The following is a 21,801-nucleotide window of genomic DNA, read 5'->3' on the forward strand; positions in this document are numbered from 1 at the left end:
GAACGCTTCCCGGATTTCGCTGCGCTCCATCCGGGCTACGCATCCCTCAAACTACGACGACCGCGCCAGCGCGCCGTCGATCATGTTCACCGCGTTCTGTACGCCGTAGACCGCGACGAAGGAGCCGAAGCGCGGGCCCTTCTCCTGGCCGAGCAGCACCTGGTAGAGCATGTTGAACCAGTCGAGCGAGACGCCGGGACGGCCATCCTTGCCCTTCTTGACCATGTCGAGGAACGGTTCGCGGCGGCCGATCTCGTAGACCACGTTCTGGATGTCTTCCGCGGTCGCGTCGGCCGGTATGTTGGCAAGCGCATCGCGCAGATCCTGCAGCGCGGCGCGCTCACCTTCGGTGGGCTCGCGGAACTGCTTGGTCGGCGCCACGAAGTCGCGATAGTAGTTGATGGCGTAGCCAACCATCGCATCGAGCTTCGGATGGGTCTGCGGCGTCACGCCCGGACGATAGCGGCCGATGAAGCCCCACAGCGTCTCGGCATTCTCCGCATTCGACGACGACACCAGCGTCAGCAAGAGCTGGAAGGTGACGGGCATGTCGGCCTGCGGCGGCTTGCCGGAATGGATGTGCCAGACCGGATTTTGCAGCTGCTGCCGCGCCTCCTGCCGCGTGAAGCCGTCGAGGAACTGCTGATAGTCGTCGACATTGCGCGGGATGACGTCGAAATAGAGCCGCTTCGCCGCCTTCGGCTCGCGATACATGAACAGCGACAGCGATTCCGGCGAGGCATAGCGCAGCCATTCGTCGATCGTCAGCCCGTTGCCCTTCGACTTCGAGATCTTCTGGCCCTTCTCGTCGAGGAATAGCTCGTAGTTGAAGCCCTCGGGCGGGGTGCCGCCGAGCGCCGAACAGATCTTGGCGGATAGCTTCACCGAGTCGATCAGGTCCTTGCCGGCCATTTCATAGTCGACGCCGAGCGCGTACCAGCGCATCGCCCAGTCCGGCTTCCATTGCAGCTTGCAGCGGCCGCCGGTGACGGGAACGGTGACGCTCTCCTTGGTCTCGGGATCTTCATAGGAGATCGTGCCAGCCTTGGCGTCGTGCGCCGTCACCGGGACGTAAAGCACGAGGCCCGTGCGCGGACAGATCGGCAGGAACGGCGAGTAGCTCGCCGCGCGCTCCTCGCGCAGCGACGGCAGCATGATCGCCATCACCTTCTCGATCCGCTCCAGCATGCGGAGCAGCGCGGCATCGAACCGGCCGGAGGTGTAGTATTCGGTCGAGCTCGCGAATTCGTAGTCGAAGCCGAACTGATCGAGGAAGGCGCGCAGCCGCGCATTGTTGTGCTGGCCGAAGCTCGGATGGGTGCCGAACGGATCGGGCACCTTGGTCAGCGGCTTGCCGAGATGCTGCGCCAGCAATTCCTTGTTCGGCACGTTGTCCGGCACCTTGCGCAGCCCGTCCATGTCGTCGGAGAAGGCGAGCAGGCGCGTCTTGATCTTGTCCTCGGTGAGCACGCGGAAGGCATGGCGCACCATCGTGGTGCGCGCGACTTCGCCGAAGGTGCCGATATGCGGCAGGCCCGAGGGGCCGTAGCCGGTTTCGAACAGCACCTCGTCCTTCGGATTTTTCTTCAGCCGCGCCACAATCGCTTTCGCCTGCTCGAACGGCCAGGCGTTGGATTGTTCGGCGAGCGCCCGCAGGTCGCTCGGGCTGGCAGCAAGATCAATCACGGACATTTCTTCAGGCTTTCTCCAAAATGGCCGCGAAAACTAACGCTTTCGCGGCAAAATGCAAAACGGCGGGAAGTTTTTCGTCATTCCGGGGCGATGCGCAGCATCGAACCCGGAATGACGAATTCAGAACGGGCTGATCGAGAAATAGCGCAGCCACAGGTCGGTGAAGCGGCCTTTTTCCCAGATCCGGAACAGCGCCCAGTTCAGCGACTGCCGGAGCAGATCGTTGCCCTTGCGCACGGCGATGCCGACGCCCTCGCCGAAATAGCGGCTCTCGACAAAGGGGCCGCCCGAGAACGCGCAGCATTCGGCGGAATCGGTGCCGTTGATCCAGAACGCGAGCGAGATCGCATCGCCGAAGATGAAGTCGACCTCGCCCCGGCGCAGCGCCGCGCGCAGCGCATCGCTATCCGGATAGGAATGGAGCTCGGCGTCGGTGAACATCGCCTTGAGGTAGGCCTCGTGCGAGGTGCCGGCGATGACGCCGACCTTCTTGCCCTCGAGATATTCCGGGCGGATTTCCGGCATCACATTGTCGCGGCGCGACACGAAGCGCGCCGGCGCGCGGTAATAGGGATCGGTGAAATCGACCTTGGCGCGCAGCTGCGGCGTCACGGCCATCGACGCGATGATGGCATCGCCCCGGTTGGTCGCCAGCGCATCGATCAGGGTCTCGAAGCGGCGCATCTGGATGGTGCAGGTGACCTTGATCTCGTCGCAGAGCGCACGCGCCAGGTCGACATTGAAGCCGGCGGGATTGCCGTCCGGACCGGTGAAGTTGAACGGCGGATAGTCGGTCTCGGTCAGGAAGCGGATCACCGTGAGGCGCGACAGGTCGGGCCGATCCGGCCGTCGTCGCGGGTCCCAGAAGCCCGGCACCGCTTGCGGCGCGGCTTCGGCGGCCTTGGGCGGCTGGTTCGGAGGCGACGGGGCGGCAGCTGCGGGCGGCGTTGCTACCGGGGGCGTCGCTGGTGCCGCTTTTGCGGGGGCAGGCTTGGCGGGCTGGGCCGGCGCAGGCGCCGGCTTGGCCGGCGGTGTCTGCGGCGCCGAGGGCGTCTGCCCGAGCGCAGGCTCCGCCGAGGCCAGCAGGGCGGCCGCCATCATCCCTACGGCCAGGCGAAGCTGGCGCGAGCGGACGACAAAGGGCTGGGCGGACAAATCTGGCATAACCGGCAATTTTAGGGAATTGAACGGCTTATAGACCATCCGGCGCGTGATGCGAGCGCCGATCGGGGTTAATTCTGAGCCGGAAAAGGCGGTCAAAGATACCGTTTGAGATCGGTCGCCGCCTCTTCCGGCGTCCGTTTCAGATTGAACGGCGCGACGAAATGGCCGTCGCGGTCCATCAAGTAGATCAGCGCGGTGTGATCCATCGTGTAGTCGCCATCCTTCAGCGGCACCTTCTTGGCGTAGACCCGGTAGCTCGACAGCACCTTGGCGATCGCCGCGGGATCGCCGGTCAGGCCCTTGAGGTGCGGATCGAAGCTCGAAAGGTAGTCCTTCATCGCCGTGGCAGTGTCGCGTTCCGGGTCGACCGAGACGAAATAGGCATTCACGCGGTCGGCGTCCTTGCCCATCGCCTTCAGGACCTCCGAGATCTCGAACAGCGAGGTCGGGCAAATGTCCGGGCAATGGGTGAAGCCGAAGAAGATCAGCGTCGGCTTGCCCTGGAGGTTCTTGTCGGAGACGGTCTGGCCGGACTGGTCGGTAAGCTGGAACGGCCCGCCGATCGCGGCTGGCGCGGCGACGGTGCGCAAGCCGCCGACCGCCCACAACATGAGGAACAGGCCGACCGCCAGACTGCCCGCGAAGGCGGCAAAGATCACCAATGGGCGCGTGGTCCGGGGCATGATGCGAGGGCGTCCTTGTCAGAAGCAGGCGGCAATGCCGGCCGTGATCATTTCGAAAAACACCGCGGTCCCGTAGTGGAACCAGAGCTCGGCAGCGGCGAGCAAGGCCAATCCGCCGATCCCGGCAGCGCCCCACAGGATTGCAGATGCCACCCGGCCCTGCGGAGCCGTCACGAGCTCGGATCGGGTGGAGATCGGCTGAACCATGCGGTTGAGATAAGCCGGGTTCCGGCAGGCAGCAAGCGCAATGGCCATCGCAGGCCGTCAAATGATAGCGAGGCGATGGCCGGCGCTAACCTCGTCAGGCCCGGTCTACCGGCCACGACGAGAGAGGACGCTCGCCGAGATCGGGCTCAGCGCGCGGGCTCGGCGGGCTTGGGCGCCGAGGCCTGGGCGTTGAGGTAACACGGCTTGTACAGCGCCTGCAGTTGCTTACCGCGCAGAAAGATCATGTGCCGGGTCAAGCCACCGCGGTCCGCGATCCATTTGCGTACCGCCGGCGGGTACATCAGATACAGCATATGGGTGGCTTCGGGATTGGGGACCGGGCGACCGTTGTCGCCGTAATCCCAGGCGGCATGGAAGCCGAGACTGGCGTGTGAGGTCACACAGATCCGGTCATGTGGGACCTTGCCGAGCACGATGGTGCAGGCCGAGGCGCACAGCCCGTCGATGATCACGGTTTCGCCCGATGTGCGCAGGTCCTGGTACTTGTCGACATAGATGCCGATCTTGCCGCCGCGATCGTCGGCGATCCTGACCACTGCCTGAGACGCCCCCATTCCCGCCAGCAGGAGAACCGCAGCGAGCAACCCCGTCATCAACTTCATTTTGGCCAGCCCCAGTCGAAACCGAATCTGTTTGGTCTGTGATGCAAGACAATCGTGAGCGTGTTGCCGCCGCGGATTTTTGTCCAGACGAGCGAAGCCGGTCAAAACAAATTCAAATTGGGTGTTGCGCGCACGCTGCAGTGGCGCGTGGAAAAGGTCCCAAACTGGAACAGTTTGCCGCAACCATTTGATGCCTCGCCGCCACAGGCAAGGTCCATTTGACGTTGACCGCGCACAACGACGCGGTCTTGAATTCCGGCGGGACGGGGGAAATCAAAATGGCTGACGATGCAGATGTGATCGTGATCGGCGCCGGGCTTGCCGGTCTGGTCGCCGCGACCGAGATCGCTGACGCGGGCAAGCGCGTCATCGTGCTCGACCAGGAAGGGGAACAGAGCATCGGCGGCCAGGCCTTCTGGTCGTTTGGTGGATTGTTCCTGGTCGATTCGCCGGAACAACGCCGGCTCGGCATCAAGGATTCCGTCGAACTGGCGCTGCAGGACTGGATGGGCACTGCCGGTTTCGATCGCGAGGAGGATCATTGGCCGCGCAAATGGGCCGAAGCCTATGTCGCGTTCGCTGCGGGCGAGAAGCGCGACTGGCTGCGCGCGATGGGCCATCGCATCTTCCCGGTGGTCGGCTGGGCCGAGCGCGGCGGTTACGACGCCATGGGCCAAGGCAATTCCGTGCCGCGCTTCCACGTCACCTGGGGCACCGGCCCCGGCATCGTCGAGCCGTTCGAGCGCCGCGCGCGCGAGGCCGCCAAGAGCGGACAACTGGTGTTCAAGTTCCGCCATCGTGTCGATGCGCTCAGCATCAGCAACGGCACAGTCGATGGCGTGAGCGGCGCGATCCTGGAACCATCTGATGTCGAGCGCGGCAAGAGCTCCTCGCGCAACGTCACCGGTGATTTTTCGCTGCGTGCGCAGGCAGTGATCGTCGCCTCCGGCGGCATCGGCGGAAATCACGATCTGGTGCGGCAGAACTGGCCGAAGCGGCTCGGCGAACCGCCGAAGTTCGTGATCTCGGGCGTGCCCGAACATGTCGACGGCCGCATGATCGGCATCACCGAGGCGGCCGGCGGCCGGCTGATCAACCGCGACCGCATGTGGCACTACGTCGAAGGCATCCAGAACTGGAACCCGATCTGGCCACGTCACGGCATCCGGATTTTGCCGGGACCGTCATCGCTGTGGTTCGACGCCACCGGCAAGCGGCTGCCGGCGCCACTGTTCCCGGGCTCCGACACGCTCGGGCAACTGCATTACATCATGGGCACGGGCTACGACTATTCGTGGTTCATCCTGACCCAGAGCATCATCAAGAAGGAGTTCGCGCTATCGGGCTCCGAGCAGAACCCCGACCTCACGGGAAAAAGCTGGCGCATGACGATCAAGCGCGCCACCAACAAGGGCGCGCCGGCACCCGTCGAAGCCTTCAAGCAGCACGGCGCCGACTTCATCGTGCGCGACAATCTCGCCGACCTCGTCGGCGCCATGAACAAGCTCGCCGGCAGCGACCTCTTGCAGCTTGATGCCATCAAGACACAGATCGAGGCACGCGACCGCGAGATCGCCAATCCCTACGTCAAGGACGCCCAGGTGATGAACCTGCACAATGCCCGGCGCTATATCGGCGACAGGCTGATCCGCACCGCGAAGCCGCATCGCATCCTCGATCCCGCGCACGGCCCGCTGATCGCGGTGAAACTCAACATCCTCACCCGCAAGACGCTCGGCGGCTTCGAGACCGACCTCGATTCGCGCGTGTTCGGCAGGGATCACCAGATCATCCGCGGACTCTATGCGGCCGGCGAAGCCGCCGGCTTCGGCGGTGGCGGCGTGCACGGCTATCGATCGCTGGAAGGCACGTTCCTCGGCGGCTGCCTGTTCTCGGGCCGCAACGCCGGGCGTGCGGCGGCGAAGGCGGTGAACTAGACCCGCCGGGCATGAACCGGCGGGTCTCTGTTGTTGAATTCGGAGTTTCTTCAGGCCGTCTTGGTGAAAAGCGTCAGGACACCATTGGTGAGATTGACTGCAACGACCTGTGCCGAGCTGAGGCCCTTCGCCTTCAGTGCGGATACTGCTTCCGTAGACGCGTCGATGGAACCCCGCAGGTTCTTCAGGTCGTCCTCGCTTGCCTTTGCGACGACAGCCTCGACCTTTGACCGGACCTCGGGCTGCAGTTCCTTGACGTCCACGACCTGTATGCTCCGGATGACGGTGGACTCGTCAGACTGAGCCTGCGGCGGCGTCTTCGGTTGCGTTCCCTGCACTTGCGCCCAAGCCGGTGTTCCAAGCGAGAGCGCCGCAGCGATGACGGATGCCGTAGAGATGCGCATGAGCATTCCTTGTGTTGATTGCCCCCAACATCCCGCGACAACGGGCTTTCCTCGCTTTAGGTTCCGGCCGGAAATCCGTTCGTCGCAGGGCGCTGCCAAAATATCGAAAACAACCCCATGCAAAGCAGCCTGCGGTGGCCGGCGTTCGACCAGCAACTTGACACGTCGGGCAACTCAGGGAAATATTTCAATTATTCAGAATTGATGCAAATGCCCCGCCACGGCTTACTCTCATCTTGCTCTAGGGCGCGTACTCATAAACTCGAAATGTCCGCTTTCGATGGCAAAGCGGGCACGCGACCCCGACCCCAGGAATGTCGCCTTGTGATCCGAAGCCGACATGGCAGCTTCATTCATTCAACATTTCAATGCTCGCTTCGCCGGGACCGTTGTTCCAAACAACCACCATCCCGTCGCGCACCTCCAGAAACGAGGTCGGGTTATCGGGCAGGGTGACGACAGCTTTGCCGCCTGCAGGGATGACCCTTTCCAGCGTTTCAAGCTCGACAAAAATAGTTAGTGGCCTGCCGGAGCCGTTTTCAATCGGAAGCTTCTTTTTCGCATAGCTCCAGGGACCGCCTCAGGTCGGAAGCGTCTTTGATACCACAAGCCCGCAATTGTCGCGAAGCGGACTTGATACGCTCGACGCGAGTTCTTCCGAGTCTGGCCTACACCGGAAGTAGCCCACGACTGACAAAGGGTCGTTGCAGTGCGATATAAATATTGGGCCGGAAAGGTATCTTGTACCAAACCGCTATCGGCGTAATTTCGACGCGCGGTAGACGCTGCTGAGGAGGTTTCAAATGTACAGTCGCATCTTGGGACTCACGACATCTGCTCTCATTCTGGCGTACGGCACTGTCGGTGCCTTTGCACAGAACCAAGTGACACCCCAACCAGATCAGCAACAAATGCAATCGCATCCGATGGGCCAGGAAGGCGCGAGCACGAAGGGGCACGGAAGCATGATGGGCGGCGGCATGATGGGGCGCGGCATGATGGGTGGAGGGGTGATGGGACCACCTTTTATGATGCGTATGATGTTCGCTCTGATGGACGCCGACGGCGACGGGACCATCTCACTGCAGGAGTTTCAGGCAGCTCACGAACGAATTTTCAAGGCAATGGATAGCAATAAGGATGGCAAGCTTACGCTGGAAGAGATGCAAGCGTTCATCCATGGGGCCAGGTGATCAGGTTTCTGCGGCCCAAGTCTGACCAGCAGGTAGAGCAACTAACTCGTGTACGCTACTCGCCCAAACGAATAACCCGAACTGGCTCATGATAAGCGAATGTTCGCCGGCTTGCGAAGGGTCGGCATGCCCGAGTTGTGGCTAAGCGGGCCACACCTTCCATGTCGCCTTCTGGCCCCTTCTCGGAAGTGCCGCACTGGCTATCGAAAGTTCGGTGCCGGGGGTGAAGCGGACTTCTCGGTTGGGCCCTTCAACTTCCGAGTTTGGACCCTCAACGGACATCCGACCTTATTTTGATAAGATCGGCCGCGCACAATCGGAATACCTTAGAGGACCATGCTGACTATCAAGGAGAAGTCGATTGGAAAAATCTCCCAAGGATACGCTCGTTGGCACCTGGGTTCAGGTCTCGCTTGATACTGTCTCCGCTGACGGTACGAGGCTACCGCTTTACGGTGAAAATGCGAAGGGCATGATTATCTACACCAGCAACGGGTATTTCACGCTCATGCAGGCAAGCGTTGATCTCCCTAAACTCAAATCGGGCCTACCTTCAAAAGCGACGCCTGAAGAGGCTAAGGCCGTGATCGCCAACTCCATCGCTTATTTCGGCAAATACTCGCTAGACGAAACCAGCATGGTTCTTAGTCTCGATATTCAGGCCAGCACCTTCGCAAATCTGACCGGCAATCCTTCAGAAAAGCGCAACGTCACTTCTCTGACGGACAGCGAATTGAAGTTTAACAGGCCATTTGTGAAAGACGTAACGCTGGAGGCCGTTTTCAAGCGAGCCGAATAACCGCATTTTCAAGCTCCGCGATCCGCGGATCGATGATGGTCTTCATCATCTCGGCGACAGGAATGCCGTCAAAGGTTGGATGCAGCCTTCGGGCTTCCTCCAGACCTTCCTTGATCTCGTCGATTTCATAAGCAGCAAGGTCCCAGTTACTTTCTCTACCGGCAAACCACAGCTTGGCTGTGGCGAAGCTGCGCGGCTGTCATGAATTCGCCAAGTCCTGGCTCGTAGCGTTCTTTTGCTGGCTCTGCGGCTGCAAACATTACCGAAACAGCAAGGGCAATCATTGCAGTGGCTATCCGCTTCATTCGTTGTCCTCCCGAGGGACCTCGTATTCATAGGCAAGCCATCCAGTTCCGGAAGAAAGCCTACCAAATCGACGCGCCCTCTCGCAGTCCGACACTGCCTGCCTTTGACTATCGTGCGAATGTGACCGCTGATGGCCCGTGCCGGACATTCACTTAGGCGTCGGTGACGTCTGCTGTTAAGGGCAATCCGGACCCCGCCATTTCCGCATGCTCGTACCGGATTTATGAGTACGCACCCTAATCTTACTGCGTCATGAATCTGGTCGCTCATCCTGCGAGGCCTTGACGATATCTAGCTCCGTCATTGCGAGGAGCGCGAGCGGTGAAGCAATCCATGCTTCCGCATATGCCGCGCGATGGATTGCCTCGCTTCGCTCGCAATGACGAAGTGGTCCCGCGGCACATCGCTACCCTTATGACGCAGTGGAACTAGTCCACCTCCGCGCTCGCGAAGCGGACGCCGAACGTGTCGGCGTTGGCCTCGCCCCAATCGTACAGCGCCTGCAGCATCGGCTTCAGCATCTCGCCGCGCCTGGTCAGGCAATAGCGCGAGGCGCCGCCGCCGCGCTCCTGCTTGACGAAGCCTGAATTGCAGAGGTCGCGCAGGCGCTCGGTCAAGACCTTGTCGCTGAGCTGCGGAATGTCGTGGCGCAACTCGCCATAGCGCATCGGGCGGACCTTCAGCCGGCTCAGGATCACGGTCTTCCACTTGCCGCTGAGCTGATCGATCGAGAACTCGACCGGGCAACCATATTTGCGCTTGGTCTTGCGGATCATCGCAACTCTCCCGCGGCACTTTCCATCTGGTTCGTTGAGAGCCGCCGTCGATCCATCTAAGCACGCTTTGCACGGGTTGGGCGAGTTCAGGGATCATTGCAAGGCATGACAGAAGACAGTTCCGCCCGAGGCCCGAGCGACCAGCAACGTCAGCGCAGGCGCATCATCATCAGACGCGACGGGCCCTACGAACCCGACCCCGGCATCCCGATCGTCGATCATCTCGGCGTGCCGATCGCAGCCGAGGCGCCGGTGCGGCTCTGCCGCTGCGGGCAATCGCAGACCAAGCCGTTCTGCGACGACAGCCACATCGCGCGCGGCTTCACAGACGCCAGAGATCCGCGGCGCGTGCCCGACAAGCTCGACGTCTATGCGGGCCAGCAAGCCTACGTGTTCGACAATCGCGGCACCTGCGCGCATTCCGGCTTCTGCACCGACCGGCTCAACTCGGTGTTCCATCTCGGCGAGGAGCCTTTCATCGCGCCGAGTGGGGCGCGCTTCGACGACCTCATCAATGCGGTGCGCAGATGCCCGTCGGGCGCGCTCGGCATCGGCATGGGCCCCGCGCGGGATGCCAACCTGTCCGACGTCGACCGGCCGCCGCAGATCGAAGTATCGAAGGACGGTCCCTATCGCGTCACCGGCCAGGTCGAACTGGTCGACGAGGATGGCGCGCCGATCGCGCGGAATGCGGGTGCGTCGCAGGAGCATGTCAGCCTGTGCCGGTGCGGCTCGTCACTCAACAAGCCGTTCTGCAGCGGCATGCACTGGAATGTCGGGTTTCACGACCCGGTCCCTGATCCGATGCGCGAGCCGACGCTGTTCGAATGGGCCGGCGGCTATCCCGCGCTGCTCGACATGACGCGCATCTTCTACAGCTTCTACAGCCGCTATGTGCCGGAGGACCCGCTGCTCTCCCCGCTGTTCGCCGAGATGTCGCCGGACCATCCCGAACGGGTGGCGGCGTGGCTCAGCGAGGTATTCAGCGGGCCGCGCTTCTACACCGAACGCTATGGCGGCTATCGGCGGATGGTGTCGCAGCACATCGGTAAGGAGATCAGGCCGGAGCAGCGCGCGCTGTGGGCCACCTACATGGTGCAGAGCGCCGACGATGCCGGGTTGCCGTCCGATCCGGAATTCCGCGCGGCATTCGTCGCCTATATCGAATGGGGCTCGCGGATTGCGGTGGAGAATTCCGGCGCCGGCGCAAAACCGCCGCCGAACATGCCGGTGCCGCGCTGGTGGTGGGTCTGCAACGCAACGCCGGCCGCGCGGCCGTCGGCCATCGCGGGCGATGCGCATGCCGCGAGCGAAGTCAGCGTCGCGCTGCCCGGTCCAGATGAGCCGGTGCAATTCGAGCGGCATATCCGGCCGCTGTTCCGGCCGATGGATCGCAACTCGATGCTGTTCGCGTTCGATCTCTGGAAGGAAGAGGACGTTGCCAGGCATGGCCAGCAAATTCTGGCACGCCTCGAGGCCGGGACCATGCCCTGCGACGGCGCATGGCCGGCCGAACAAGTCGCGCTGTTCGCACGCTGGGCGGCCTTGAAGGCGCCAACTGGATCGTGAAGCCACGCTCGAGCCGGACTGGTTGAACCCACCTCGTCGGCGTGCTGCAATCGTGCCGGCAGGGGTGGGTTCTTTGATGATGCGGCGGTGTCCAATCGGCTTGCTGGCTCTGGCCGGCGCACTTGCGTTGAGCGGTGGGCCGGCGGCTGCGGATTCGCTCATCATCAACGGCACGACGCGAACATTCACGCTGCAAGCTCCGGCCGCCAGGCCGGCGCCGCTCGTCATCGTGCTGCACGGCAAGACCCAAAGCAGTGCCGACATGATCACGCGGACGTCGTGGCCGTTGATCGCCAGGCGCGACGGCCTTGCGGCGGTCTATCCCGATGGGTTGAACCATGCCTGGGCCGACTCCCGGCCGGACCAGCGGCGCGCCGGCAATCCGCCGTCTGAGGGCACCGACGACGTCGCCTTCATCACCCAGTTGATCGCAAAGCTCGTGGACGACGGCATCGCCGATCCGAAGCGCATCTATGTCACTGGTATCTCCAACGGCGGCGCGATGGCCATGACGCTGGCCTGCGAACGCGCCGACCTGTTCGCCGCGGCGGCCAGCGTCGTCATGAACCTGACCGACGAATCGGCCCGCGCCTGCCGGCCCGCGCGTCCGGTACCGGTGCTCCTGATGAACGGCACCGTCGACCCGCTGATCCCCTATCAGGGCGGCCGCGGCACCAGCTACTTCGCGGTCGACGGGTTCTGGTCGACCGAGCGCACATTGGAATTCTGGCGACGCATCGATGGCTGCGAGACCAGGGACGCCGCAACCACCGATCTGCCCGACCGCAATCCGTCCGATCAATCGACCGTCACGCGGATCGACTCGGCCTGCCCGCAGGGACGTAACGTCGTGCTTTACCGCGTGAATGGCGGCGGTCATCGCATGCCCGGCCACTTCCCGGACGCGCATTTTACGAAATTGGCGGCGACGCTGCTCGGACCCCAGAACGGCGACATCGACGGCGCCGACACGATTTGGGCGTTCTTCATGCGATTTCCGTGAAATGTACGCTGCAAAATGCGCAGTGGCGACGGTCGCCCCGACAGGCTAGAGGTCTGGTTCTGATCAAATCAGAACCAAACCTCTCGATCTCTTGTCTTGACGCGTTTTCTTCACGCGAATCGGTAGCCACTTCGCTTGAAAACGCTATAGACATGCCCGCCATTCAAGTGGAGACCCAAATGAGCATTCAGCGTTTCGAAACCGGCCCGCGCATGAGCCAGGCCGTCGTGCACGGCAACACCGTCTATCTCGCCGGCGTCGTCGCCGGCAAGGCCGCGGGCGGCAGCGTCACCGACCAGACCAAGGACATCCTGTCGATCATCGACGGCCACCTCGCCAAGGCCGGTACCGACAAGTCGAAGCTGCTCAGCGCGACCATCTACATCACCGACATGAAGACGTTCCCGGAGATGAACGCGGTATGGGACGGCTGGGTCTCGGAGGGTAACACCCCGGCCCGCGCCACCGTCGAGGCCAAGCTCGCGGCGCCGCAATACAATGTCGAGATCATGGTTGTCGCGGCGAAGTAAGCGCGACGCAGGTCATCGCGATGCCCCGGATTGCAAATTGCAGTTCGGGGCATTTCATTGGCACCTCATGCGCTGATCCGCGATCGCTCGGCCGTGGCCTCACCGAGATCGGACTGAAGCCAACGCGCAATCCGACGCCACGAACCAGCCAGAGCCTTGCAGCCCATGAACAGGCCGAGGTGACCACACGGCTCGATGCCGCGTTGCAGCCACGCCGGCGGCGTGCCTAACAGCTCGATTGTCGCAAAGGCCTGATCGGGTGGAACGACGATGTCGTTCTCCGCCGCGAGCACGAATACTGGCAATTTCACTGCAGCCAGATCGATCTTGCAACCAAGCGCGACGGCGTCTCCCGCCGCGATCCGGTTCTGGCGAAAGATCCAGTCGGTCACTTCCAGGTAGTAGGTGCCCGGCAGATCAAGCGTCTCGTCGTTCCAGCGCGTGAAGCGTTCGAGCAGCGCCCGTGCATCCTCCGGCTTGCCGTCGAGTTGCCGCTGCAGCGCCGCTTCCACGTCAAGCGTGCTGAGCGGGAGGCTCCAGATCTGCAGCATGTGCTTGCCGCTGACGATCCCCTCTCCTTGACGCACCATTGCCTCGAAGCTTTGCTGCGGAAGCGAGGCGACCATCTTGGACAACTCGGATGGCACCGAGACGTCGACCGGGCTGCCTGCAAGCACGAGCCGCCGTACCTTGCCGGGAAAACGTGCTGCATAGAGCAGCGCCAGCCATCCGCCCTGACAGAGGCCAGCAAGATCGACGGGCGGCCCGATCGTGTCGACGGCCACGTTGAGATCGGACAGATAGGTGTCGATTGAGAAATATCGCATCTCCGGGGTCGCCGAGCGCCAATCGGTGAGATAGAGACGTGCAATGCCCGCCGCCTGTAACGCTTCCATCAAGCTGTGGCCGGGGGCAAAATCCGCTATCTTCGCACGATGCAGCGCGTAGGGCGCGCAGACCAGCAACGGCCGGCCTTCGACCGCGTTCGAGAAGTCCAGCAGGCGCATCGACGGCAATTGCAGCGCGACCGAATTGGCCGTCGTCCACGGCAGCGCCGCCTCGCCCGGCGCATCTGTCGGCTCGGGCCCGCGATCGAGGTACCAGTGCGAGTAGATATCGAGCGCCAAGCGCGTGGCTTCAAACGGCCATAGCCAAGCGTGCCCCGCCCAGCTGGTGCTCGCACTCCGCTCTGATGGATCCGCCTCTTCGTGCAAGCTCATTCACCGGTTGATCGCTATTGGGATACTTAAGCCGGCGAGGATCGAAACCTTGACCCTGATCAAGAACCGGCGAATTTAAGTATTCAGCTTACGCCGAAACCCGCTGGAGCAGCCACGCCGGGACGTCACGATCTCGCGATCCCGGCGCGGCTTGCTGCAGAGCGGCGGCCATGGTTTCGGTGGCTACGCGGCGCGTGCTGTAGCCTTTTCCGCCTCGAGCCTGCGTGCAAACAGCCAGCGGAAATAGGTCAGCGGCGCATCGGCGCCGATCGCAAGCAGCTGATAGTCCGGATCGACGTCGAGCACCTTCTGCTGCGCCTCGATGAAATCCTTGTCCTCGTTGAAGGCCTCCTCGAGGGAATGCCGCAGCGACAGCGAAATGTTCGGATTGTCGATGTCGAAATCGTGCAGGTAGTTCCAGAAGAAGTGCGTCGACGAGCGCGTCTCCGGCGTCATGAACTGCGCGTTGCGGTATTGCCGCGTGCCCGGAACCTGGACGCCCTTCTCCACACCCTGGCCCGCCGGCGCAAATGTCGTGTCGAGCGTGAAGATGCCCGGCACGATCATGCGGCCGATATTGCGACGATCGACCTTGTCGTCGCGGTTGGAAATCACCTTCTTGTGGTAGGGCGGCGCATCGGCGCCCATGTGCCAGCGCTCGACGCGGAAGCCGTCGTCCAGTTTCTCGATCGCGACCGGCTTGGTCTTGTAGGCGTATTCCTCGGAACCGCCGAGCGTGTTGGTGTGCACGAAGGCGAGATGGGCGAAGTCGCTGAGGTTGTCGACGATCAGGAGCCAGTTGGCCTTGTAGTGCATGTAGCCCGGCAGGCCGCGCCATTTCGGATCCTCGAGCGGCGGATAGTCGAGGATCAGCTTCGGATCGGCCTTCTCGGGATCGCCGGTCCAGATGAAGATCATGTTGTAGCGTTCGACCACCGGATAGCTGCGCACGCCCAGCTTGGCCGGGATCGCGTCCTGACCGGGGATCTGGATGCACTTGCCGTCGGCCGCGAACTTCATGCCGTGATACATGCACCTGATGTCGTCACCCTCGACGCGCCCCATCGAGAGCGGCGCGGCGCGATGGCAGCAACGGTCGTCGAGCGCGACCACCTTCCCGCTGGCGCCGCGATAGATCACGATCGGCCGCTCCAGGATGGTGCGCGCCAGCTTCTTGCCGTCGATCAACTCGTGGTTCAGCGCCGCCACGTACCAGGCGTTGCGCAGGAAAATTCCGTCGTCAGCCATGTCAGCCTCCCAATGCAATGTTGCTTGCAATGAGGTTAGGTGATCCCGGTCATCGGGATAATCCGATTTGGATGGACACACTGTACCGCTGGATGGACAATCGGCCATGGAGTGGCGCGACTGGGAGCTGTTTTGCGAGGTTGTCGAGCATGGCGGCTTCACCGCGGCCGCGCGCGTGCTCGGGCATCCCAAATCGAGCCTCAGTGCTGCGGTGCAGCGTCTCGAGGCCAATCTCGGGCTGCGGCTGATCGAGCGGACCACGCGGCACTTGCGGCTGACCGACTCCGGCGAGACCATCTATCGCAAGGTCCGCCCGCTGTTCGCCGCGCTGCACGACACCCACAGCGAGGCGCTGGCGATGAGCAGCGCGGTCGCGGGCACCCTGCGCATCAAGGCGCCGTACGAATTCGGCGCGCATCACGCAGGGCCGGTCGCCTGCGCCGTGATGGGCCGCTATCCGGAGCTCGCGATCCGGATCGATGTCGAGCACGACATCGTCAACCCGATCGCCGAAAATTACGACATCGTGTTCGCGATGCTGGAGGCGCCGCTGCCGTCGGCCGGCATCGTGATCCGCCGGGTCTTCACCCTCGAGCGCGGCCTGTTCGCGGCACCGGCGCTATTGGAGAAGTTCGGCGAGCCGCGCACGCTGGACGAGTTGAGGAAGCTGCCGCTGTTGACCGGTCCCAGCGATCCGCCATGGGCGATCACGGCTCCCGGCGGCGCGGTCGAGCATCTCGCGGTGGATCGCGCGCGCCTCACGAGCTCGAATGCCCATGTCCGCCTGCAGGCGGCGCTCGCCGGACATGGCGTGCTGCGGGTCACTGCGAGCTACACCCGCGCCGCGGTCGCGGCCGGCGAGTTGCGCCGGCTGTTGCCGGACCATGCCTGCGAGCCGCTCAACGTGCACGCGCTGCTGCCGGCGCGGCAATTCGTCCCGGCAAAGGTCCGCAGCTTCCTCGATGCGATGGAGGCGCACGCGCGGGGTGATCCGGAGGCTTACATCAGGCCGTGACCGCTGATCGGCTCAATTTTGGCCGATCTCCATTTTCTCGGGAACCTGTACGGCCGGTTGGCATCCAATGGTAATATATCGCCAACAGTGAGGGTGATCCCGCCATGCGCCAGGCCCGTGTAACGTCCCTGCCGCCGATCCGTTCAGGCGATGCCGAGCTCGTGCAGCGCGCGCTTGCCCGCGACGAGGCCGCGATCCGTGCCATCATGCAGGCGAATAATCGCCGGCTGTTCCGGCTGGCGCGCGGCATCCTCCGCAACGACAATGAGGCCGAGGATGTGGTTCAGGACGCCTATGTGCGCGCCTTCACCCATCTGGACCAGTTCCGGGGTGACTCCAGCCTCTCGACCTGGCTGTCGCGGATCGCGATGAACGAGGCGCTCGGCCGCCTGCGCAGCAAACACGCAAGCGTGGAGTGGTCCGAGCTGCCGAAAGGCGCCGTTGAAGCCCAAATCATCCCGTTCCCGCTGTCGTCAGCGGACGATCCGGAAAAATCCATGGCCCAGCGCGAAATCCAGCATGTTGTCGAGCACGCGATCGATGAGCTGCCCGAGGCGTTCCGGCTCGTCTTTATCACCCGCGTGATCGAGGGCATGAATGTCGAGGAGACCGCTGATATCCTCGGCCTCAAGCCGGAGACCGTGAAGACGCGCCTACACCGTGCCCGGACCATGCTGCGCGACAATGTCGAACGGAAGATCGGCCCCATCGTGATGGAGGCCTTTCCCTTCGCGGGCCGGCGCTGCGAGCGATTGACCGAGGCGGTTCTGAAGCGGCTCGGCGTCACAATATAGATTTTTGGGAACCTCTGGCCGTCCGCACCATCCAACTCCTGTGCAAGCAACGACGTGCCGTGCGCTACGCCCGGCTCAACAGGAGTGTCAAACCATGTTCGTTCGATTGAGCATCGCGGTCGCCGCGCTCAGCGTTTTCACCAGCGCGGCGCTGGCCCAAGGCGCCAAGCTGACCGATCCGCAGATCGCGCACATCGCCTACACGGCAGGTGTGATCGACATCAACGCCGCCAAGCAGGCGGAGACCAAAGCTTCCAACAAGGACGTCAAGGCGTTCGCCAAGGACATGGCGCGCGACCATGAGGCGGTGAACAAGCAGGCGCTCGACCTCGTCAAGAAGCTCAAGGTAACGCCGGAGGACAACGACACCAGCAAGGCGCTGTCGAAGCAGGCGGCCGACAAGCTCGCCGAGCTCGGTAAGCTGAAGGGCTCAGCCTACGATAAGGCCTATATCGACAACGAGGTCGCCTACCACAAGACCGTCAACACCGCGCTGGAGACACAGTTGATCCCCTCGGCGAGCAATCCCGAGCTGAAGAGCCTGCTGCAGACCGGCCTTAAGATCTTCCAGGGCCACGAGCAGCATGCCGAACATGTTGCGGCGAGCATGAAGTAAGGAGACGCGCGATGTCGCCCGGACGCTATCTCGCAACGCTGGCTTTGCTCGCGCTCGGCGCGGTGGCTGTTCCGGCGCATGCAGCCACCATCCAGATCGTGATGGAGAATTTGGTGATCTCGCCGGCCGAGGTATCGGCCAAGGTCGGCGACACCATCGAATGGGTCAACAAGGATGTGTTGGCGCACACCGCCACCGCGAAGAACGGCGACTTCGACGTGACGATTGCGCCGAACAAGACGGCCAGGTCGGTTCTGAGCAAAGCCGGTACTGTCGACTATTACTGCCGTTACCACCCCAACATGAAGGCGGTGCTGACCATCGCGCCATGACTTGCGCGATGACCTGCGAGGTAATCGATCGGCGCACGCGAACCTTCGATAGTCCGGACAGCCGCACAGTCCGGCACTTCAGAAGGAGAGCACCATGACCGACCACACGACCATCGCCCGCCGCTATATCGACCTTTGGAACGAGCGGACGCCGAGCCGGCGGCGCGAGATGCTGAGCGAGAACTGGACCGCCGATGCGCGTTATGTCGACCCGATGATGAGCGGCGACGGCCATGACGGCGTCGACGCGCTGATCGCGGGCGTGCAGCAGAAGTTCCCGGACTTCACGTTCAAGCTGATCGGCGAGCCGAACGGCTTTGGCGACCATGTCCGCTTCTCCTGGGGTCTCGGGCCCGACGGCGTCGACAGCCCGATCAAGGGCACCGACTTCGCCATGCTGAAGGACGGCCGGATCAGAAGCATCACCGGCTTCCTTGACCAGGTGCCGGGCGCCTGACGGACTCCGTCATTCCGGGGCAGCCCGAAGGGCTGAGCCCGGAATCCATCGGCCGCGAACTTTATGGTGAAATGGATTCCGGGCTCGACGCTGCGCGTCGCCCTCAGGTGCGCAATTGCGCACCGGGGAATGACGAGGGAACTTCCACCCCCGCGATGTCGCTGCTAGTCTTCCCGAAACACAGGGAGGACGCCATGAAGGCAGATTACGCCTTCAAGACTTCTGTCGTCAGCGACATCACGCCGGCGCTGCTGGCGATCGGCCGCGACGGCTTTCCGCAAGCCCTGATCGGCGCACTGCGCCGCGTCGCCGGTGTCGGCCACTGCATGGTGTTCTCGTTCACAGGCCCGCGGTCCGCCGCGTGCCTGCTCGACGTTGGCAACATCCCGACCGGACGCGACCTCGGGATCGCCTATTCCGAACATTTCCATCAGGCTGACCCGAACCGCGACGCGGTGTTCGAGGGCAAGGCGCAAGCCGTGCCGATCGTGCTGCCGACCTTTGCGCGCCGGATGTACAGCGACGGCTATCGGAAGATCTTCTTCGACGATTCCGACATCGTCGACAAGTTCGCCTCTGCGATCTGGACAGGCGACACCTGCTTCTACGTCAATTTCTACCAGATCACCGAGCAAGGCCGCTTCAGCCGCGAGCAGATCGCGCGCCTCGCCGCGGTCGCGCCCGCGTTGGCCGCAGCCGTGGCGCGGCACTTCCAGCGCGACCCGGCAACGGATGCCGATCCGATCGCGCGGCTGAAGACCCTGTTTGCGACCGCCGAACCGCTCGCCAGACTGACCGGCCGCGAGAAGGAGGTCTGCCTGGGCATCCTTTCGGGCCTCAGCTCGGAAGCGATCGCCGCCGAGCTCGGCATCGGGCTGCACTCCGCCCTCACCTATCGCAAGCGCGCCTATGACAAGCTCCGCATCTCCTCGCAGAACGAGCTGTTTGCGATCGCACTGCGCCTGATGGCGTCGGCACGCCGGCTGAACTGAAGAGCCTGAGCGGCCACCTCCCTCTGTCCCCAACGGTGGGGACAGACCGGCAGCGTCTGCCGGCCTATGCTCGGTTCGGAAACCTGAGCCCAACCCGAGATCGCGCCGTGAGCACCGCTCCCCATTTCGACATCGACGTCCCCGCCTTCTGGCAGGATCCCTATCCGACGCTGGCGCGCATGCGCAAGGAGGCGCCGATCGCCTTCGTGCCGCAGCTCGGCAGCACGCTGCTGTGCAACCGCGACGATATCTTCGTCTCGGAGAAGCAGATCGACGTGTTCTCCTCGCACCAGCCCGAGGGGCTGATGAACAAGCTCATGGGCCACAACATGATGCGCAAGGACGGCGATGCGCACATGAACGAGCGCAAGGCGATCTTCCCTGCGATCTCGCCGAAGACCGTCAGATCGCACTGGACCGCACAGTTCGCCGGACACGCGACGCGCATCCTCGACGAGTTGACGCCGGACGGCGTGGTCGATTTCGTGCAGGCCTTCGCGCTGCCGTTCTCGGCCGAATGCCTGAAATCGATCACCGGCCTCACCAACATGCGCTTCCAGGACATGAACGCCTGGTCGCAGGGCATGATCGACGGCATCGCGAATTATGTCGGCAATCCCGCGATCGAGGCGCGCTGCCATGCGGCGACCTCGGGCATCGACGCCGCGATCGACGACATGGTCCCTAGACTGCGCACGACGCCCGACCTCAGCCTGCTCGGCGTGCTGCTGCAAACCGACATGCCGATGGAGAGCGTGCGCGCCAACATCAAGCTCGCGATCTCGGGCGGCCAGAACGAACCGCGCGACGCGATCGCCGGCACGGTGTGGGCGCTGCTGACCCACCCGGATCAGCTGGCGCTGGCAATAGCGGTGCGATCTCGTGGCTGCAGGCGTTCGAGGAATATGCGCGCTGGATCTCGCCGATCGGGATGTCGCCGCGGCGGATCGCAAGACCCTGGACGATCAGAGACGTTGCATTCGAGACCAACGAACGCGTGTTCCTGATGTTCGGCTCGGCGAACCGCGACGAGAAGCATTTCGACAGGCCTGATGCATTCGATGTGCGCCGCGACGCCAGCAAGAGCATCGCTTTCGGCGCCGGTCCGCATTTCTGCGCCGGCGCCTGGGCCTCGCGCGCCATGGTCGCCGACGTCGCGCTGCCCGCGATTTTCGACAGGCTGACGAATCTGCGCCTGATCGCCGACAAGCCGCCGCGGATCGGCGGCTGGGCGTTCCGCGGCCTGCTGGATTTGCCGGTGACGTGGGACGCGTAATCGCTCTTATCGCCCCCAGCGCAGCACGACCGGATCGAGCGTCCGCGCGATCTCGATCAGGCCTGCGCGCGTGGCCGGATGCAGCGGTTGCAACGGGTGCCGCACCGCGTCCGACTTGATGACGCCGCCCTCGCGCATCAGCACCTTGCAGGCCTGCAGCCCGCATTGGCGGTTCTCGTAATTGATCAGCGGCAGCCAGCGCGCATAGGCCTGCACGGCCTCGTCGCGGCGGCCGGCGAGGAACGGATCCATGATCTGGCGGATGCCGTCGGGATAGCCGCCGCCGGTCATCGCACCGGTGGCGCCGGCATCGAGATCGGCCATCAGCGTGATCGCCTCCTCGCCGTCCCACGGCCCCTCGATCACGCTGCCGCCCTTCTCGATCAGGCCGCGCAGCTTATTCGCGGCCATCGGCACCTCGATCTTGAAGTACCTGACATTGGCGAGCTCTTTCGCCATCCGTGCCAGGAAGTCCACCGAGAGCGGCGTGCCGGCGACCGGCGCGTCCTGGATCATGATCGGAATGTTGATGGCATCCGACACCACCCGATAGAATTCGTAGATGCCCGGCTCGCCAACGCGGAAGGTCGCGCCGTGATAGGGCGGCATGATCATCACCATCGCAGCACCCGCGGCCTCCGCCTCGCGGCTGCGCGCAGCGCACACCGCCGAGGAGAAATGCGTCGTGGTGACGATCACGGGAATGCGGCCCGCGACGTGCTCGAGCACGGCATGCATCACGGTCTCGCGTTCGGCGTCGGTCAGCACGAACTGCTCGGAGAAGTTGGCGAGGATGCAGATGCCGTGCGAGCCGGCATCGATCATGAAATCGATGCAGCGCCGCTGTCCGTCGAGATCGAGGTTGCCGCCGGCGTCGAAAATGGTGGGCGCCACCGGAAAGACGCCGCGATAGGGACGCTGTGCCGAAATCGTCATATCAAATCCTCCCACATCATCTGTCGCAG

23 protein-coding genes and 1 pseudogene are annotated in these 21,801 nt (G+C 63.4%); 13 read left to right on the forward strand and 11 right to left on the reverse strand.

Annotated elements, in window-relative coordinates; genetic code table 11:
• Positions 1-51 precede the first annotated feature (51 nt).
• The 5 genes from HU230_RS29450 to HU230_RS29470 form a co-directional block, all read right to left on the reverse strand.
• On the reverse strand, positions 52-1,692 hold the full coding sequence (locus tag HU230_RS29450; protein WP_176528806.1) for a lysine--tRNA ligase: 1,641 nt from the start codon (positions 1,690-1,692) through the stop codon (positions 52-54).
• Between the two features lie 120 nt (positions 1,693-1,812).
• Positions 1,813-2,856 (reverse strand): transporter substrate-binding domain-containing protein, encoded by a 1,044-nt coding sequence (locus HU230_RS29455; protein WP_176528805.1) that lies wholly within the window; start codon positions 2,854-2,856, stop codon positions 1,813-1,815.
• A gap of 92 nt (positions 2,857-2,948) precedes the next feature.
• Positions 2,949-3,539 (reverse strand): SCO family protein, encoded by a 591-nt coding sequence (locus tag HU230_RS29460; RefSeq protein WP_176528804.1) that lies wholly within the window; start codon positions 3,537-3,539, stop codon positions 2,949-2,951.
• A gap of 18 nt (positions 3,540-3,557) precedes the next feature.
• Entirely contained in the window at positions 3,558-3,794 is a 237-nt protein-coding gene (locus HU230_RS29465) for a hypothetical protein (protein ID WP_224943694.1), read from the reverse strand.
• Positions 3,795-3,892: 98 nt separating this feature from the next.
• Positions 3,893-4,369, reverse strand: a complete 477-nt coding sequence (locus tag HU230_RS29470) for a hypothetical protein (protein ID WP_176528803.1) — start codon at positions 4,367-4,369, stop codon at positions 3,893-3,895.
• 278 nt (positions 4,370-4,647) lie between these two features.
• Here HU230_RS29470 and HU230_RS29475 point away from each other — a divergent pair, with 278 nt between their 5' ends.
• Positions 4,648-6,306: an FAD-binding dehydrogenase gene (locus HU230_RS29475; RefSeq protein ID WP_176528802.1), complete on the forward strand. Its 1,659-nt coding sequence runs from the start codon at positions 4,648-4,650 to the stop codon at positions 6,304-6,306.
• 50 nt (positions 6,307-6,356) lie between these two features.
• Here the strand turns inward: HU230_RS29475 and HU230_RS29480 are convergent, their stop codons facing one another.
• The gene (locus HU230_RS29480; protein ID WP_224943697.1) at positions 6,357-6,866 is read right to left on the reverse strand and encodes a hypothetical protein; all 510 of its coding nucleotides are present in this window, start codon (positions 6,864-6,866) and stop codon (positions 6,357-6,359) included.
• Positions 6,867-7,513: 647 nt separating this feature from the next.
• Here HU230_RS29480 and HU230_RS29485 point away from each other — a divergent pair.
• On the forward strand, positions 7,514-7,903 hold the full coding sequence (locus HU230_RS29485; RefSeq protein WP_176528801.1) for an EF-hand domain-containing protein: 390 nt from the start codon (positions 7,514-7,516) through the stop codon (positions 7,901-7,903).
• Between the two features lie 361 nt (positions 7,904-8,264).
• Positions 8,265-8,702 carry a lipocalin-like domain-containing protein gene (locus HU230_RS29490; protein ID WP_176528800.1) on the forward strand — a complete coding sequence of 146 codons (438 nt, stop codon included), beginning with the start codon at positions 8,265-8,267 and terminating at the stop codon, positions 8,700-8,702.
• Positions 8,703-8,857: 155 nt separating this feature from the next.
• On the opposite strand, the gene HU230_RS29495 is transcribed toward HU230_RS29490, so the two are convergent.
• Positions 8,858-9,007 (reverse strand): hypothetical protein, encoded by a 150-nt coding sequence (locus tag HU230_RS29495; protein ID WP_176528799.1) that lies wholly within the window; start codon positions 9,005-9,007, stop codon positions 8,858-8,860.
• 429 nt (positions 9,008-9,436) lie between these two features.
• Entirely contained in the window at positions 9,437-9,784 is a 348-nt protein-coding gene (locus tag HU230_RS29500; RefSeq protein ID WP_176528798.1) for a winged helix-turn-helix transcriptional regulator, read from the reverse strand.
• A gap of 105 nt (positions 9,785-9,889) precedes the next feature.
• On the opposite strand from HU230_RS29500, the gene HU230_RS29505 reads away from it, so the two are divergent.
• The 3 genes from HU230_RS29505 to HU230_RS29515 all read left to right on the forward strand — a co-directional run bounded on the left by HU230_RS29505 (position 9,890) and on the right by HU230_RS29515 (position 12,886).
• Positions 9,890-11,353, forward strand: a complete 1,464-nt coding sequence (locus HU230_RS29505) for a CDGSH iron-sulfur domain-containing protein (protein WP_176528797.1) — start codon at positions 9,890-9,892, stop codon at positions 11,351-11,353.
• Positions 11,354-11,429: 76 nt separating this feature from the next.
• Positions 11,430-12,356, forward strand: coding sequence for a CE1 family esterase (locus HU230_RS29510; RefSeq protein ID WP_176528796.1), 927 nt, complete (start codon positions 11,430-11,432; stop codon positions 12,354-12,356).
• Between the two features lie 179 nt (positions 12,357-12,535).
• A complete protein-coding gene (locus tag HU230_RS29515) occupies positions 12,536-12,886 on the forward strand; it encodes a RidA family protein (RefSeq protein WP_028339041.1) in 351 nt (116 codons plus the stop codon).
• 65 nt (positions 12,887-12,951) lie between these two features.
• Here the strand turns inward: HU230_RS29515 and HU230_RS29520 are convergent, their stop codons facing one another.
• A complete protein-coding gene (locus tag HU230_RS29520) occupies positions 12,952-14,013 on the reverse strand; it encodes an alpha/beta fold hydrolase (RefSeq protein ID WP_338077306.1) in 1,062 nt (353 codons plus the stop codon).
• A gap of 276 nt (positions 14,014-14,289) precedes the next feature.
• Positions 14,290-15,354 carry an aromatic ring-hydroxylating dioxygenase subunit alpha gene (locus tag HU230_RS29525; RefSeq protein WP_176528794.1) on the reverse strand — a complete coding sequence of 355 codons (1,065 nt, stop codon included), beginning with the start codon at positions 15,352-15,354 and terminating at the stop codon, positions 14,290-14,292.
• A 106-nt stretch (positions 15,355-15,460) separates the two neighbouring features.
• On the opposite strand from HU230_RS29525, the gene HU230_RS29530 reads away from it, so the two are divergent.
• The 7 genes and pseudogenes from HU230_RS29530 (at position 15,461) to HU230_RS29560 (ending at position 20,836) form a co-directional block, all read left to right on the forward strand.
• Positions 15,461-16,369, forward strand: coding sequence for a LysR family transcriptional regulator (locus HU230_RS29530; protein WP_176528793.1), 909 nt, complete (start codon positions 15,461-15,463; stop codon positions 16,367-16,369).
• A gap of 104 nt (positions 16,370-16,473) precedes the next feature.
• Positions 16,474-17,163, forward strand: coding sequence for an RNA polymerase sigma factor (locus HU230_RS29535; protein ID WP_176528792.1), 690 nt, complete (start codon positions 16,474-16,476; stop codon positions 17,161-17,163).
• 94 nt (positions 17,164-17,257) lie between these two features.
• On the forward strand, positions 17,258-17,779 hold the full coding sequence (locus HU230_RS29540; protein ID WP_176528791.1) for a DUF4142 domain-containing protein: 522 nt from the start codon (positions 17,258-17,260) through the stop codon (positions 17,777-17,779).
• Between the two features lie 11 nt (positions 17,780-17,790).
• Positions 17,791-18,111, forward strand: coding sequence for a cupredoxin domain-containing protein (locus HU230_RS29545; protein ID WP_176528790.1), 321 nt, complete (start codon positions 17,791-17,793; stop codon positions 18,109-18,111).
• A gap of 94 nt (positions 18,112-18,205) precedes the next feature.
• Positions 18,206-18,568, forward strand: coding sequence for a nuclear transport factor 2 family protein (locus HU230_RS29550; RefSeq protein ID WP_176528789.1), 363 nt, complete (start codon positions 18,206-18,208; stop codon positions 18,566-18,568).
• A gap of 194 nt (positions 18,569-18,762) precedes the next feature.
• A complete protein-coding gene (locus HU230_RS29555) occupies positions 18,763-19,560 on the forward strand; it encodes a helix-turn-helix transcriptional regulator (protein ID WP_176528788.1) in 798 nt (265 codons plus the stop codon).
• Positions 19,561-19,667: 107 nt separating this feature from the next.
• Positions 19,668-20,836: pseudogene (locus tag HU230_RS29560) on the forward strand (cytochrome P450).
• Positions 20,837-20,842: 6 nt separating this feature from the next.
• Here HU230_RS29560 and HU230_RS29565 read toward each other — a convergent pair.
• Positions 20,843-21,772 carry a dihydrodipicolinate synthase family protein gene (locus tag HU230_RS29565; RefSeq protein ID WP_176528787.1) on the reverse strand — a complete coding sequence of 310 codons (930 nt, stop codon included), beginning with the start codon at positions 21,770-21,772 and terminating at the stop codon, positions 20,843-20,845.
• Between the last annotated feature and the right edge of the window lie 29 nt (positions 21,773-21,801).

Source organism: Bradyrhizobium quebecense (assembly GCF_013373795.3).
Classification (GTDB): Bacteria; Pseudomonadota; Alphaproteobacteria; order Rhizobiales; family Xanthobacteraceae; genus Bradyrhizobium; species Bradyrhizobium quebecense.